General features: G+C 38.4%; 18 protein-coding genes. 10 read left to right on the top strand and 8 right to left on the bottom strand.

Features of this window, described 5'->3' with window-relative positions:
- A partial coding sequence (locus tag VJ786_RS13340) for a hypothetical protein (RefSeq protein ID WP_336557879.1) occupies positions 1-215 on the top strand: 215 nt, incomplete at its 5' end.
- A gap of 583 nt (positions 216-798) precedes the next feature.
- Positions 799-1,329 carry a DUF3995 domain-containing protein gene (locus tag VJ786_RS16600; protein WP_367575547.1) on the top strand — a complete coding sequence of 177 codons (531 nt, stop codon included), beginning with the start codon at positions 799-801 and terminating at the stop codon, positions 1,327-1,329.
- A 36-nt stretch (positions 1,330-1,365) separates the two neighbouring features.
- Here VJ786_RS16600 and VJ786_RS13335 read toward each other — a convergent pair whose 3' ends face one another.
- Entirely contained in the window at positions 1,366-2,169 is an 804-nt protein-coding gene (locus VJ786_RS13335) for a sulfite exporter TauE/SafE family protein (RefSeq protein ID WP_099365682.1), read from the bottom strand.
- Between the two features lie 94 nt (positions 2,170-2,263).
- Between VJ786_RS13335 and VJ786_RS13330 the strand changes: the two genes are divergently transcribed.
- The gene (locus VJ786_RS13330) at positions 2,264-2,629 is read left to right on the top strand and encodes a winged helix-turn-helix transcriptional regulator (protein WP_099365681.1); all 366 of its coding nucleotides are present in this window, start codon (positions 2,264-2,266) and stop codon (positions 2,627-2,629) included.
- A 200-nt stretch (positions 2,630-2,829) separates the two neighbouring features.
- Entirely contained in the window at positions 2,830-3,288 is a 459-nt protein-coding gene (locus VJ786_RS13325) for a nuclear transport factor 2 family protein (protein WP_099365680.1), read from the top strand.
- 87 nt (positions 3,289-3,375) lie between these two features.
- Here the strand turns inward: VJ786_RS13325 and VJ786_RS13320 are convergent, their stop codons facing one another.
- The 4 genes from VJ786_RS13320 to VJ786_RS13305 all read right to left on the bottom strand — a co-directional run bounded on the left by VJ786_RS13320 (position 3,376) and on the right by VJ786_RS13305 (position 6,640).
- Positions 3,376-3,846 carry a DinB family protein gene (locus tag VJ786_RS13320; protein ID WP_099365679.1) on the bottom strand — a complete coding sequence of 157 codons (471 nt, stop codon included), beginning with the start codon at positions 3,844-3,846 and terminating at the stop codon, positions 3,376-3,378.
- Between the two features lie 79 nt (positions 3,847-3,925).
- Positions 3,926-5,665, bottom strand: a complete 1,740-nt coding sequence (locus VJ786_RS13315) for a M14 family metallopeptidase (RefSeq protein ID WP_336557878.1) — start codon at positions 5,663-5,665, stop codon at positions 3,926-3,928.
- Positions 5,666-5,769: 104 nt separating this feature from the next.
- Complete coding sequence (locus VJ786_RS13310; protein ID WP_134777804.1) at positions 5,770-5,961, bottom strand: hypothetical protein; 192 nt, start codon at positions 5,959-5,961, stop codon at positions 5,770-5,772.
- Positions 5,962-5,992: 31 nt separating this feature from the next.
- Entirely contained in the window at positions 5,993-6,640 is a 648-nt protein-coding gene (locus VJ786_RS13305; protein ID WP_099365677.1) for a DUF6266 family protein, read from the bottom strand.
- Between the two features lie 184 nt (positions 6,641-6,824).
- Here VJ786_RS13305 and VJ786_RS13300 point away from each other — a divergent pair, with 184 nt between their 5' ends.
- The 5 genes from VJ786_RS13300 to VJ786_RS13280 all read left to right on the top strand — a co-directional run bounded on the left by VJ786_RS13300 (position 6,825) and on the right by VJ786_RS13280 (position 12,074).
- Positions 6,825-7,259: a hypothetical protein gene (locus VJ786_RS13300; protein WP_099365676.1), complete on the top strand. Its 435-nt coding sequence runs from the start codon at positions 6,825-6,827 to the stop codon at positions 7,257-7,259.
- 380 nt (positions 7,260-7,639) lie between these two features.
- Positions 7,640-8,638, top strand: a complete 999-nt coding sequence (locus VJ786_RS13295) for an NAD(P)H-dependent glycerol-3-phosphate dehydrogenase (protein WP_336557877.1) — start codon at positions 7,640-7,642, stop codon at positions 8,636-8,638.
- On the top strand, positions 8,638-9,537 hold the full coding sequence (hemF, locus tag VJ786_RS13290; protein WP_099365674.1) for an oxygen-dependent coproporphyrinogen oxidase: 900 nt from the start codon (positions 8,638-8,640) through the stop codon (positions 9,535-9,537). Before VJ786_RS13295 ends, hemF begins: the two co-directional genes overlap by 1 nt.
- Positions 9,538-9,547: 10 nt before the next feature.
- Positions 9,548-10,804, top strand: a complete 1,257-nt coding sequence (locus VJ786_RS13285; protein ID WP_336557876.1) for a M16 family metallopeptidase — start codon at positions 9,548-9,550, stop codon at positions 10,802-10,804.
- Positions 10,794-12,074 (top strand): M16 family metallopeptidase, encoded by a 1,281-nt coding sequence (locus tag VJ786_RS13280; RefSeq protein ID WP_099365672.1) that lies wholly within the window; start codon positions 10,794-10,796, stop codon positions 12,072-12,074. The genes VJ786_RS13285 and VJ786_RS13280 overlap by 11 nt, the downstream gene beginning before the upstream one ends.
- A 14-nt stretch (positions 12,075-12,088) precedes the next feature.
- Here the strand turns inward: VJ786_RS13280 and VJ786_RS13275 are convergent, their stop codons facing one another.
- Genes VJ786_RS13275 through VJ786_RS13265 form a run of 3 tightly spaced genes read right to left on the bottom strand, consistent with a single transcriptional unit; the run spans position 12,089 to position 13,817 of the window.
- Complete coding sequence (locus tag VJ786_RS13275) at positions 12,089-12,811, bottom strand: tRNA threonylcarbamoyladenosine dehydratase (protein WP_099365671.1); 723 nt, start codon at positions 12,809-12,811, stop codon at positions 12,089-12,091.
- 3 nt (positions 12,812-12,814) lie between these two features.
- The gene (locus VJ786_RS13270; RefSeq protein WP_167554309.1) at positions 12,815-13,459 is read right to left on the bottom strand and encodes a TatD family hydrolase; all 645 of its coding nucleotides are present in this window, start codon (positions 13,457-13,459) and stop codon (positions 12,815-12,817) included.
- 28 nt (positions 13,460-13,487) lie between these two features.
- Positions 13,488-13,817 (bottom strand): hypothetical protein, encoded by a 330-nt coding sequence (locus tag VJ786_RS13265; protein ID WP_134777811.1) that lies wholly within the window; start codon positions 13,815-13,817, stop codon positions 13,488-13,490.
- A gap of 380 nt (positions 13,818-14,197) precedes the next feature.
- Here VJ786_RS13265 and VJ786_RS13260 point away from each other — a divergent pair, with 380 nt between their 5' ends.
- Positions 14,198-15,103 carry a histone deacetylase family protein gene (locus VJ786_RS13260; RefSeq protein ID WP_336557875.1) on the top strand — a complete coding sequence of 302 codons (906 nt, stop codon included), beginning with the start codon at positions 14,198-14,200 and terminating at the stop codon, positions 15,101-15,103.
- Positions 15,104-15,105 lie beyond the last annotated feature (2 nt).

Genomic DNA, 15,105 nt, shown 5'->3' with positions numbered 1-15,105 from the left:
GGCGGCATGTTATCAATAGGTCAACTTTAAAAAAGATTGACCTATTGATAACAACTATTTTTAAATTTGAAAACTCGCCTGGATGCCAGTCCGAAAATAGGGAGGGTTACAATTCCTATCATAAAGCTCCTTCCTTAAACGGTTGGGGCTTTTTATTTAAAAATTGGCTTATCACAAGGACAGGTAATTCTAAAAATATATATGACCTAGAATGAATAGAATTATTAGAATTAATGAAAGGATATATACTAATTGATCAAGTTTGGTTTTTTTAAATTTTCTTTCAGTTTTTGTTTCATTCAATAAATTGTTATAAGTGTGAAATAAAAAGTAAAATATCTTAAAGATTGTATATAAAAAAATGATAATAATTGAAAATATAAAAGTATATGATATTACATAGTTAATTATTATTGAAAGTTCGTGTGAAAGCCCTTGACTTTCAAATTCTGGAACATAAATTTTTTCAGTATTGTTGATTCGCGGGTCAACTTCCCCCCATATACCGAATTTTAAAACTTTTATTATTGGTAAAGAATAATAAAAAAAAAGTGGAAAAAAAATACTAAGGAAATACAACTTCCTATAATAGAAATGATTTTCTTGAACATAGTTTAAAATTTCACCATTCAATCTGGATTAATTCTATAACAAAATACGATAAAGATTTTAAGATTAGTAACTGTTTAACACGTTAAATAATCTTTGCAGAATATGCAAAAGGATAGTTCATAATAATTAAAAACCCTAATTGGCGTACTGCTTTTAAAGCCGGCATCTTTGATCCCGGCTTTTTTTATGCCAAATTTTGGTATCTTTCTAAAAGATCTCACAAAACACATTAAACCTATGATGTATTTCCTGTTTAATTTTTCTTCCATTCTCCTGATCCTCATTTTTTTATTTATTTCAGGACTACATATTTATTGGGCATTTGGAGGGAGATGGGGGAGTTCAGCCGTATTCCCAACAAAGGACGATACCATAGAACCTAAAATGCCTGGCCCCGTACCAACCCTTATAGTTGCACTAGGTCTTTTTGGTTTTGCACTGATCATACTATTGAATATAATGGATCATAACCTTCCTATATGGGTTGATAATATTTGTAAATATGGTATTCTGGCAATCATCGGTATTTTCCTATTTCGGGCGATTGGGGATTTCCGATATGTAGGTCTATTTAAAAAATATAGAAATACAAAATTCGGAGTAAATGATAGCAAATATTACACCCCCCTTTGCTTGTTCATTGCGTTTTTGGGGATCATATTATTTTACTCGAGCACGGTCGTTAAACTATATGAATTTATTAAAGAAGCTTTTTAATAATAATCACTTAATCTCCTTATTTCAAAACACAATTTATAAAAACAATTCCTTAATAAGGATATAACATCCCATTGCCAACACAAACCATCCAAAAGCAGATTTAAGCTTATTTCCCTCAATTTTCTTAGATAGATAGATTCCAATAAAAATTCCAAGAATGGATAAACCGGAAAAAGTTAACAGCATCCACCAATCAATAACTTCATTTCCCTGCAAAACTCCGATAAATCCCAACAATGAATTTGCTGCTATGATAAACAAGGAAGTTCCTACAGCTGTTTTCATTGGCATTTTAGCAAATAATAGCAATGCCGGAATAATCAAAAATCCACCTCCAGCACCTACTAATCCGGTTAACATACCTACTAAAGTACCTTGCAATAAGATCATGGGATAATTATAAACTATTTTTTCAGCGTCCAAGTCTTTACAATGTGGGCAGGGACGAATCATCGATATGGAAGCAAATACCATTACGATCGCAAAGAGCACCATCAATGCAATGGGTTTGCTGAATTGAAAATTTCCAATGGTAAATAACACTTGTGGAATTAAAGGCAAAAGATAGGCCCGTGTCAAATAAACCACGGCAATGGATGGGATTCCAAAAACCAACACGGTTTTGAAGTCCACTTTTTTCTGAAGAGCTCGCTGTATCCCACCTACCAAGGAAGTGGATCCGACCACAAATAAGGAATAAGCAGTAGCCAAAACAGGATTGACACCCATAATATAAACCATAATTGGAACGGTCAGGATGGAGCCCCCGCTGCCGATCAACCCTAATGAAATACCCACAAAAATTGCCAATACATATCCAATTATAATAGTCACCATTCGTTTATCAATTATATAAAAGACAAAATTATGCGACCGCCAACTGGAAAGAGGTAACAAATGTTACCTATATTTGCAATTAGAGAATATTGAAATGAAAACATTAAAAAATGATCCTCCTGAATGTACCGGTAATCTTTTGGCCATGCGCGATACCTTGGAAATTCTTGGTGGAAAATGGAAACTTTTGATACTACATTATTTAATGACCCGCGATAAGCAGGTGAATACCTTTAAAAAAATGCAGCGGGAGATCATCGGCATATCTGCTAAAATGTTGACCAAGGAATTAAAGGACCTGGAAGCAAATCACCTGGTATTACGGGAACAATTGGATACGCGGCCGGTTACCGTTCAATACTCTATTACCGAATATGGCCGAAGTACAAAGGAACTTATCGAGAATCTGGTGAACTGGGGAACTTCCCACCGGATCAAATTATTGCATGGAACGCCATAAGTTTTAAATTTCTCGCCCCTTAGACTATCGTTTTTCCAATCGGTAAAAATTTCTTTAGAATTTTTACCGAAAACTTACCTGTTTTTACCGAGAACTCCTCTCGATTAGCCTATTCTGCCTGTCTGCGCTTTATTTCTTGACCTACCTTTGAGATATCAAATAAGAAATAAAATATTTAAAAACATTAAAAACATAAAGCCATGACAACTCTAGTAAAAACTTTCGCATTAGCAGGACTATTATTAACTTCTTCAGTAAGCCTATTCGCTTCAGAAGGAAAAGCGCCTAAATCTTCCGAAAAGGAATTGAACAAATCAAACGTTGAAAATGTAGTTGATGGATATATCAACGGAACAGTAAAAGGGGAGACCACTTACTTGAACCAACTATTCGACAACAGCTTTACCCAACGCACACAATCAAATCCTACACAAGAGCCAATTGGAAAATCGGCCTACATCAAACACCTGAAAAATCTTGACGGTATTACTTACCAATGTGAGGTAGATTATCAGATGTTGGAAAAATCAGATAACTACAGTTTAGCAAAAGTAACCTTGGATTTCGAAAAATTTACCCGGACAGATTATGTTACCATGATCCAAGGTAAAAACGGATGGTCAGTGAAAGAAGTAAATTCCGTATTCAAAAACAAATAGTTTTTCTTCAATATATCAAATCAAAAAGGCTTCCCATTTTAACGGGAAGCCTTTCTTTTTATATTACAGGTTGTATTTTATGCTTGATTACCTTTCCCAGAAGTAAGGAGGTTCAATATCCAATGCTCTCAAATAAACATAGCCCTGCGCCCGGTGGTGGATTTCATTCTCTAAGAAATACAAAAGGTTGTTATTGTTTTGATCTCTATACTGACCAAATAGATTGAAGGTTTCATAGAATTCTTCATCCTTTATCTTTCCGTAAAGTTCATTGATCTTTTCCGTTTGCTCATCCCATAACTTCAACACCTCGTCTTTTGTGGAAACCGAGATGTCATGGTTGAATGGTTTGTCATCACGGTCAACCATGCCTTCCAATCCCGGAACGGAAACAGTTAACATTTCTTTTAGCATTTCACCGTAGGTACGCATCCCACCCAAAAAAAAACGGAATAACTCTTCAGCCGGAAATTTTTCGATCGTTCTGCGAGTCAGGTTACGATGGCCTTGCCAATGTTTCAAAAACTCGTCTCTGTTTAAAAAAGTTGCTGTGCTCATAATGTTTGTATCTTTAATTCTTAACCAAAATTACGGGCGATAATGACAACCCTTTGTCAACAGAAAAAACAAAAACCAATTATTTTAAAATTCTTCCAACAGGGTAGAGGTTATGGCTATCCTCATAATAAGGACTCCGTTTATAGATCCATTCCAACTGCATGCGCGCACTCTCTGCTAATTTTTGATCCGCTTTCTTGGCCTCCTCAAATGCTTTTTTCAATTGAGGGTCGTTTTTCAATAGTTCAACAGCTTCTTCTTCAAAAATATAGGCCGAGAAATATTCCTTTTGGGATAGGATGGCATCAAAGAAATTCCAATTAAAATAGGAGTCAATGGCTTGGGGTTCTAAGGTTTCGATGATGTACCGGTTTTTTTCCTGGTTGGTTTCAATATACCAATCACCTGCGTAAAAAGTACGCTGCATTTTTTTAGCACTAACCTCCACACTATGGTGAGGGTAATGCCCTTCGTATGGGGAATTCTGGGTTTTGTAGGAATCGATATAGTACATTTCCACATCCATTACGGTATCTTTTTCTAATGGATGCATCTGTACCCCATTAATCTGTAATAGATTGACCAAATGATCATAACCCTGAGGTAAAATATAGGCCTTAGGCTTTTTGATCGTTATTGTTGGGTCGTAAGTGGTAAAATAGGGAATGTTTTTCTTGAACGGTTTCTTGCGGTCATAATATAAACGCTCTAATCCACTTACCTGACTTGCCTTTTTACCGGATTCAAAACCTAAAAAGGTAATCAAATCAACTACAGCTGTATTGAGTTTCCAATTGATTGGGAATTCCTCTTGCTGTTTGACGGCCTCTTTGACCGATGACCTGATCGCGTGCAATTCCTGTCCATGTTTTCGGGTCTGCTCATAAAGAATATCCATCAAGTCGTAGGTTGACTTCACCCGATCGGCGTAGGGCTTCCACATATGTGTTTCCGGCATGTAGCCAATGGTATGGTGCAAAGCCGCATAACCTGTAGAATATCTCGGGCTTTCCAAAAATGATACAATCCCCGTTTCTGGGATTTCCCCTTGCGAATTGACATAAGGAATCATCGGGAAGCCTCTTTCCTTCATTTTCGCATACATCACTTCCGTGAATTTTTCACGCATAAATGGTGCTAATTGGGGATGTAATTTGTCTTTTTGGGTTTCGATCAGGGTCATGGTATATTGATAATCTGCACCATTGCTGGTATGGGTATCAAAAAACACATCTGGATCCCAAGTATTGAAAATTTCCTGAAACACCCTCGAGTTTCGGGTATCTCCCTTTAGGAAATCTCTATTCAAATCATAATGCTGGGCAGATCCCCTGAATCCATAAGCTTCTGGACCATTTTGGTTTACCCTAGAAACCCCTCTGTTCAACATCCCTGCAATATTATAGACCGGAATGACACAAAGGACCAGGTCTTTATCCAACCTCTTCAGTTTAAGGATGTCCCTGATGAACATCATGGAAGCATCAATTCCTTCCGGCTCTCCAGGATGGATGCCATTGTTGATCAACATCACTGTCTTTCCTTTTGCACGGATGCTTTTCGGGTCAAAATCGCCATCCGCAGAAAGTACGATCAATTGAATGGGTTTTCCTACATCGGATTTTCCATAATCAAGAATCTTCATGTCTTTCCTGCCAGAAGCTAATTGTTGGTAGTAAGGTATCAATTCCTCATAGGTACTGGTTATATTTTTACCTCCATGTTTCTCGAAAGGAGTCTGTTGGGCATTTAATTGTTGGTTGTTCATCGCCATTATTAATCCTAAACTCAATAAATAATATTTTATAGGTATGCTCATGCGGTTCTGGTATTAGGAAAACAAAGCTACTTAATATTAATGAAACGAAATAGGGGCTACCGATTGCTCGATAACCCCATTTTTAAGGTAAAAACCAGTAGGTATTAAAAGAATAATCTTTTATTCTTCATGGTATTATGCTTTCCACCTTTTTCTTGCTGATCTAATAGTTGTTTCAGCAGGCTCAATCCAAAAGAAACATATTTAGTAATCTTCAGCACTTTCTCCGGAAGTTTTACGGGCGCAGTCAAAATAGCCTGAACCATATCAGTAAATAGATTTATTAGTTTTTTCATTTTTGATTAATTAAACTGTTTTCCAATACGGTTACTTGACTTTTTTCAAATGAATGAATTGACTGTTGGACACCTCTCTTCTGTCTTCATCGCTGACGAATACCCATAAATTGATGTCTATTAGTCCCAAATCGTCCTCCAACAAAAACCTTACGCTTTTATCCATGCGTTTAAATGGTGGAGGTGTAACGAATTTGTTGGTAGCTGGATCATAGAATACCAGATGGACGAGATCATCACCTCTTTTCCTCGGTTCGCCTGCAGGGGTTTCCCAGGTTAGTTGAAGGTTTTTATTGTTCGTTGCATCCCTTTCTACTTTCAATTTATGAAGGACATTTAATGAGCCCTTGCTCAATTTGATTTTAGAAAGATCGAAATGTTTGATCAGTCCATCTCCAATCATATCAACCTGCATCAAGTTGGATATCGCTTCATTAAACGCTGTACGATCTGTTAATAAATGATCTTGATAACCCATATTGATGATTTCGGTGATGGGTTTCAAAAAGGAGATCGCTTTGGAAAACTTGAAACGGATAGCCGCTTGTTTCTCGGATGGAACACGATTCATTTTTTTTGGTAAACTTTTGATGACGTCAATGCCTCTCCAAGTGCTACCAACGATGTTTCCGACCTTGCCGGAAAATCCGCCTAAAATACCTTTAAAAATTCTTGCCATGATTTTAATTTTTTAATTTAATTTTACCATTGCGAGCATGCTTCGCTGTTAATTTTGATATCGATGGCTAAAATATCGTTGGGGGATTGCTGTTGGAAATTTTGAAAGTAATTGATAGTGAATTACTTATATTGACAGCAAATGAACGCTTCGTAAAAAGAATACAAACCAAATCATCTATACTATGAATCCTATTCTCAGAAACATCCTCGCTATTATTGTAGGTTTTGTTATCGGAAGTGCTGTAAACATGTTTTTTATAAGTATTTCTGCTTCGGTTATTCCAGTGCCCGAAGGTGTCGATAATACCACAACGGAAGGTCTAAAAGCAGGGTTACATCTTTTTCAACCCAAGCATTTTCTATTTCCTTTCTTGGCGCATGGTTTAGGAACGTTGGTAGGTGCTTTTTTTGCCGCCCTGATTGCAGCAAGCAGAAAACTGCTCTTTGCCATGGTCATCGGGTTTCTTTTTTTCCTAGGTGGCTTGGTAACTATTTTGATGCTGCCTTCCCCGATCTGGTTCACGATCGTGGATTTGCTATTCGCTTATTTTCCAATGGCTTGGATTGGTTACCTTTTATCTCAAAAGAAGAATCAAAAGGTTATCAATAAATTTTAATCTGTTAAATAAATGTTAAAACACATATTTATTGTAACGTATGCAACTATTCTACCGTTATACCTTTGAATTAAAGAAATCTATACGATTTTCATAATTTAGGTTAATAATTGGTTAGTAAAGCCCTGAAGCTCCCCGCTTCAGGGCTTTCGTAATTTATTAAGGTCCTTAAGCTGTTAAAAATTGTTAATCCCTCATCCCAGGTATAACATTGGCTATATACTTGCGTTTATAATAGTGAAAAGCAAAAGAGTAATAGAGTAAAGTAATTTCATAATTTAGGTTAATAATTGGTTTGGTAGAAATCCTGAGGTCCCCACCTCAGGATTTTTTTGTGTATTATTGGTATCTTTGTTGTTTCATCAAACGATTTTACATAGATGTCGATAAAAATTGGAGTTATAGGTAGCGGAAGTTGGGCAACAGCCATGATCAAGATGCTGACCGATAACCAACAAGAAAAACAGATAAATTGGTGGGTTCGCCGGCAAGAGGATTTGGATTATATTGAAACCTACCATCATAATCCATCCTATTTAAGCGCTGTTGAAATTAAATTGGACAAGATCGATCTTTTCCAAGAAGTTAAGGACGTGTTTGAAAACTCTGATATCATCATTTTGAACACCCCAGCTGCGTATTTAGAAGATGCGCTTAAGGATTTATCCCCAAACGATTTTCAAAATAAGTTGGTGGTATCTGCCATTAAAGGAATTGTGCCTTCCATTAAAATGATCGTAGGCGAATTCTTGAACAATAAATTTCAGGTTGCACTAGAGGATATCGTAGTCGTAGGAGGGCCTTGCCATGCCGAAGAGGTGTCTCTGGAAAAATTATCTTATTTGACCTTTGCTTCGAAAAACACGGCAAACTCTGCTGTTGTTGCACAATATTTCCAAACACACTATATTAAAACGGTTGTTTCCAACGATTTATTAGGTGTTGAATATGGGGCAGTACTTAAAAATATATATGCTTTAGCCTGGGGAATATGCCATGGCTTAGGATTTGGAGATAACTTCCAGGCAGTTTTGATTTCGAATGCCATTCGTGAAATGGAGCATTTTGTGAATGTTATTGATCCGCAAAAAAGAGAAATCAATCAATCTGCTTATTTAGGAGATCTTTTAGTGACTTCTTATTCTCAATTTAGCAGAAATAGAACCTTCGGAAATATGATCGGAAAAGGCTATTCTGTGAAGTCTGCGCAATTGGAGATGAATATGGTGGCGGAAGGTTATTTTGCATCCGGCTGTATACAGGATATCATCCATGAACACCATTTGGAAATGCCGATCTGCAATACTGTTTACAATATTTTGTATAAGAACCAACCGGCGTTATTAGAGGTGAAAAAATTAACCGAACAACTTACGTAATGATCACAAAAGAACAGATTGCTGAAAAATATAAAGAAATCCAAGAGGAGATTACCCAGGCCTTAGAAAAATTGGACGGAAAAGCTGTTTTTCAAGAAGAGCTTTGGGAAAGAGATGGTGGAGGAGGTGGTAGGACCCGAATTATTCAACATGGAGATATCCTAGAAAAAGGAGGGGTTAATTTCTCTGCGGTACATGGGGAATTGCCTGCGCCGATAAAGAAAGCTTTTGGCGTAGAGGAGGACCAGTTTTTTGCTACTGGAGTATCCATCGTTATCCATCCGAATAATCCTTGGATACCTATTATCCATATGAATATCCGCTATTTCGAACTCAATGAAAACATCCGATGGTTCGGTGGAGGAATTGATTTAACGCCACATTATGTGATCGAAGAAGATGCTAAGGATTTTCATCAAGCATTGAAAGCGGTTTGTGATCAATATTCCGCTCAATTTTATGAGGAGTTCAAAACCTGGGCAGATAATTATTTCTATATTAAACACAGAAACGAAACCAGAGGGATTGGCGGAATATTCTATGATAAGTTAACTCCCGAAAAAGCTGGGGTTTCCATGGAGGAAATTTTTGATTTTTCTTGTGCCTTAGGTCGATTGTTCCCAAAAATCTATACCGAAATCGTTAATAGAAATCGCGATAAATCCTTTACCAAAGAAGAGAAAGACTGGCAACTGTTACGTCGGGGAAGATACGTTGAATTCAATCTCGTATATGATTCCGGGACAAAATTTGGTTTGGAAACCAATGGAAGGATTGAATCTATCCTCATGAGCCTACCGGAACAGGCAAACTGGTTCTATAATTTTCAGGCCCAACCAGGTTCTAAAGAAGAGAAAACCCTTGGTCTATTGAAGAAGGGAATTAACTGGGTTGGATAAAAAAACATAAATGATAAAATACGAAAAGTTCGTTCTACCGAATGGATTGCGGGTCTTGATACACGAAGATCCCCATAGTTCCATGGCATGCATGAATATCCTATATGATGTGGGTGCTCGGGATGAACAAGAAGACAAAACAGGGTTTGCCCATCTGTTCGAACACCTGATGTTCAGTGGATCGGTTCATATCCCAAGTTATGATCAGCCATTACAACGGGTAGGAGGTGAGAATAATGCCTTTACCTCAAACGATATCACCAATTATTACATTACGCTACCTGCAAATAACCTCGAAACTGCCTTTTGGTTAGAGTCTGATCGGATGATGGGACTTGCTTTCAATGAGCAGGGTTTGGAGGTGCAGCGAAATGTGGTGATTGAAGAGTTTAAGCAACGCTATCTGAACCAACCTTATGGAGATGTTTGGTTGAGACTTCGGGAATTGGCCTATCAGGTTCACCCTTACAAATGGGCAACCATAGGTAAGGAAATCAAGCATATTGAAGAGGCAAAAATGGAAGATGTGAAAGCATTTTTCAAGAAATTTTATGCGCCAAACAATGCTATCATGGCCATTACCGGAAATGTAAAGTTAGAGGAGGTTAAACAATTAACCGAAAAATGGTTCGGCGATATTCCAGCTTCAGAACCCAATCTGCGAAATATTCCTCAGGAGCCACGCCAATTAGCACCCCGAAAACTGGAAGTGAATGCTGCTGTTCCGGTGGATGCTGTTTATTTGGCTTTCCATACGGTCGATCGTTTACATGATGATTATTACATCGCTGATTTGTTGACCGATGTGTTATCGCGTGGAACTTCCGCAAGGCTATACCGTCGTTTGGTGAAGGAACGCCATCTGTTTTCCGAAGTGAATGCCTATGTGCTGGGAAGTATAGATAATAACCTGATCGTAGTAGAAGGTAAGCCCCATGAGGCTGTGAGTACCGAGGAAGCGGAAAAAGCGCTTTGGCATGAATTGGAAGCTTTATCCAATGAATCCATCTCGGAAGAGGAATTGACCAAAGTGAAGAACAAAGTAGAATCGACCATGCGTTTTGCAGAATTGTCCATTCTGGATAAGGCCATGAATCTTTCTTTTTATGAGCTTTTGGGAAATGCAGACCTATATAATCAGGAAATAGAAAAATATATGCAGGTGAGCTGTACTGATATCCAGCGTTTTGCAAAGGAAACTTTTCGAAAAGAGAACTCATCCACGTTAATTTACCTTGCCCAAAAGAAAGGAGCATATGCTGAATAGATTTGACCCGCCAGCATTAAAATCGATCGATGAGATCCAAATAGAGAAACCGGAATCATTGGTTTTTAAGAACGGACTGCAGGTGTTTGTTTTTCATGCGCCCGAACAGGAGTTGTTGAAAGCAGAATTCGTTTTCAAGAACCTGTTTGAAAAACCGGAGAATCCGACCAGGAATTCGGCCTTGAGTTCCATGTTGAAGGAAGGGACTATCAAATTGAGTTCAGCTGAGATTGCTTCGCAGATTGATTTTTATGGTGCTTATTTAGTGCCTGAATTTAGTTATGATCATAATGCATTAACGCTTTATACCCTCAACAAGCATGTACATTCGGTTTTACCGGTGGTGCATCAGGTGCTGACAGCCGCACAGATTCCTCAAAAGGAGTTGGATACCTACATCCGTAACAATAAGCAAAGTCTACAGATCTCCTTGGAGAAATCTGATTTTGTCGCGCGTAGGGCTTTTTATAATCAGCTTTTTGGGAATACCAGGTATGGTCGATCGGTAACAGAGGGAATATTGGATGGATTGACCCGTTCGGATCTTACCCAATTGTACAAAAAACAGATTCAACCTCAGAATGGTGTATTGTTCTTATCCGGTAATATATCGGAGGAAACATTGGATCTTTTCCGCAATTATTTTGAAAACCAATGGGATGGAACGGAATCGTTGGAATATACGCCATTTCAGGGCGAAGGAAGTCAATTGTTAGATCTGCAGGTTATCCAAAAACCGGATGCCATGCAGTCCAGTATCCAATTGGGAAAAGTTTCCATCCAACGTACGCATCCGGATTATCCCGCTCTTCAGTTTGTGAACACGATGTTTGGCGGATATTTTGGTTCTCGGTTGATGGGGAATATCCGTGAGGATAAGGGCTATACCTATAGTATAGGATCTATGCTCGCTAATTTGAACCATGCCGGATTTTTGAGTATTTCTACGGATGTAGGAACGGAATATACGAAGGCTACATTAGCGGAGATACAAAAAGAGATCGAAAAGCTCCAACAGGAAAAGGCTTCAGAGAAAGAAATGGAATTGGTGCGGAATTACATGTTGGGGAGTATGTTGGGAAGCTTGGAATCTATTTTCTCGCACGTGGATAAGTTCAAGTCGGTATTCTTTTCGGGCCTGGACCTGAATTATTACCATAATTATACGGAGATAATTAAAGAAATAACTCCTGATCAGGTACAAGTTCTTGCCCAACAATATCTGGGTTTTGATGATATGTTAAAGGTCGTAGTAGGAGAGGTAAAGTAGGTATTATTTGCCATTTAGGATTTCATCAAATCCTGAATGGCAACTGATGCCAAGGCTCCACCAAATGCGGCTGGCAAATAAGACATCGTTCCATACGCCGATTTCTTAAAATTACTTCCATCCGTATACAACAACGATTCCTTATCCGGAAGTTCAGTTGAAAAAACTACTTTCACGCCCTTCTTAATCCCATGTTTTTTCAGCTTCTTTCTAATATGCTGGGCCAACTTACAATTATACGTCTTTCCAATATCCGATATCTTCAATTTTGTAGGATCCAATTTCCCGCCAGCACCCATGGAACTGACAAATGGAATCTTAGCATCCAACGCCAAGCGGATAAAAAATAACTTCGGCGTGATACTATCAATCGCCTCCACACAATAATCAGGTTTCAGTTCTAATAGTCCGGGGATACTTTGCGGAAGGATGAATTCTTGGATAACGTTCAATTCCAACTCGGGGTTAATGGCCAATAACCGCTCTTTCATGATCTGTGCTTTGGGCTCGCCATGATTGGTCGCCAATGCCGGCAATTGCCTGTTCCTATTGCTGGGATCTACCGTATCGGCGTCGATAATGGTCATTTTTCCAACACCAGAACGACATAAAAATTCGGCTGCAAACGAACCAACACCGCCTAAACCCAATACCATAACATGGGAATTTGCCAATTTCTCTAATGCTTCCCGACCAACCAATGCTTCGGTCCGGGAAAGCCAAGATAAATCCATCATGAATTATAAACTATAGTTAAAAACCTCCGTAAAATTTTTTGTAATCTGCTCTTCCAATTCTTTCTTGTCCACTTTTCGAGCGTGGCAAAAATAAGCATAAATATCGGAGATTTTAACCTGTTTATCGTCTGTTTCTAAGAATAAACGGTCTAAAGGGATGTTTTGTACAAGTTCTTCATGCTGCCCTTTTAAGATCAGAGGGCCTAGGGAAAGGTAATAACCATGGTGTAACAGGCTTTTAGCGAGTTCCCAATTCTTTGCGAAGCCATGGAATACAACGGGAACATCGGTTTTTAGGCGCATCAAGGAGGTCAGTACCTCGGAATAGGACCGGACGCAATGAATTACCAAGGGCTTTTGAACTTCTATTGCCAATTCAATTTGCCTTTCAAAAGCCATTGTTTGTCGTTCAAGTGATGGCCCGTTCATTTTATCCAAGCCACATTCGCCTACAGCAATAACGCCCTCTTTGGCCACATAGATTTTGAGTGCTTCAAATTGTTTCTCGAAGTTTTCGTCGATATACCAAGGATGAATGCCTGCACAACATGGGGTCTGCGTCAGGTAATCCTTCGAAACGATCACATTTGGAATTTCCAGATGCTTACTGTCCGCATAGGGATGATGGGTATGGATGTTGATATACACGAGATGTAAAATTAGGAATTAATCCTGATTAAGCTTCAATTTCCTCACAACGCTCAAATTCAAGGACCACGATGCCTGAGGTGGTATCAATCTTGAACCGTTTCCGACTATGATCCACATCAAAAGTCTTATCGATTTCGGGTACTACCTCCGATACTTCTAAGATTACCGGGTAGCCTTCATAAGGGATTTCTGAACGGGAATAATGGGTAACATGGTCAAATCGGAACTTTTTCTCCTGCGCATGGTCACCTAATTCACTATCTACCAATAAGGTCACCACTAGACTTTGTGTCATGGAATCCTCTTCTGTACGAACGATTTCAGCGTCCAATAATGCATTAATGTCAATTGCCATAGCTGTTACCTATAAAGTTAAAACTAACGTTGCTGTATATGCAAATAACAGTTGAAGCCCAGTTTCTGTTTTATATATTAATTAAAACTGAAAACAAAATTCCGGTTCTTAAGATCCTGAATTACTTTTTTAAGCAATTCTTGTTTTGGATCCAAGGTTGATTTAACCTGAAACCTTTTTATAAATGGATGCTTTCCAGGTGTATTTACCTGTGAATTTGATGTAGGCTGGTTTTTACGATTGAACATAAGCCATCTCCTTTTTTTGATTGTTTATACTGGTTATTGTCAGTCTATTTAGCATAGGAAGCTATCACTGACCTATTAAAGATAATGAAATTTTAAAAAAGGATTGCATATCTTCGTTACAAATTTTAAGCTTTGTTAAAAATCGCCCATCATACTGCATATATCCATCCATTGCCTGAGGGACATCGATTTCCAATGCTAAAATATGAATTGATCCCCGCCCAATTACTCCATGAAGGTGTAGTAAATAAGGAAAGTTTTTTTGAACCAGGACTCGTCGATCGGGAAACCGTCTATCTTGCACATGATAAAGCTTATGTGGATGATCTCCTGGATCTTCAATTGGATCCCAAGATGGTGAGGAGGATAGGATTCCCCATGTCCAAAAGTTTAGTGGATCGGGAGCTTTATCTGATTGATGGTACGATCAAGGCTTGCAAAGAAGCGTTTAAGTATGGGGTGGCTTTCAACACTGCAGGTGGCACCCATCACGCCGGAAGGGATTTTGGCGAAGGCTTTTGTTTGTTGAACGATCAGGCGGTTGCAGCGGCCTATTTATACGAACATAAATTGGCAAAGAAAATCTTGATCATTGATTTGGATGTACACCAGGGAAATGGAACAGCCCATATTTTCGAGGATCATCCGGATATCATCACTTTTTCCATCCATGGGGAGAAAAACTTTCCCTTTAAAAAAGAAAAATCCCATTTTGACCTGGCTTTATCCGATGGAATAGATGATATGGCCTATTTAGATATCTTTTTAAAAGCCTTGGAGAAGGTAATGGATTTTGCAAAGCCTGATTTTGTATTCTATCAAGCTGGGGTAGATGTGCTGGCCACCGATAAACTAGGTAAATTTAATTTAAGTCCTATGGGATGTAAACAGCGCGACATGATGGTCTTCCAATGCTGTAAGGAAAGGGGGATTCCATTAGAAGTAAGTATGGGGGGAGGTTATTCGCCCCAGATTAAGGATATTGTCAATGCACATGTGAACACCTACCGTAGTGCAATTGAAGTTTTTGATTTATAAAT

The sequence above is a fragment of the Sphingobacterium tenebrionis genome (assembly GCF_037126265.1).
GTDB classification, from domain to species: domain Bacteria; phylum Bacteroidota; class Bacteroidia; order Sphingobacteriales; family Sphingobacteriaceae; genus Sphingobacterium; species Sphingobacterium tenebrionis.
Note: the sequence above shows the minus strand (reverse complement) of the source record. Positions and strands in the feature narration are given on the sequence as shown.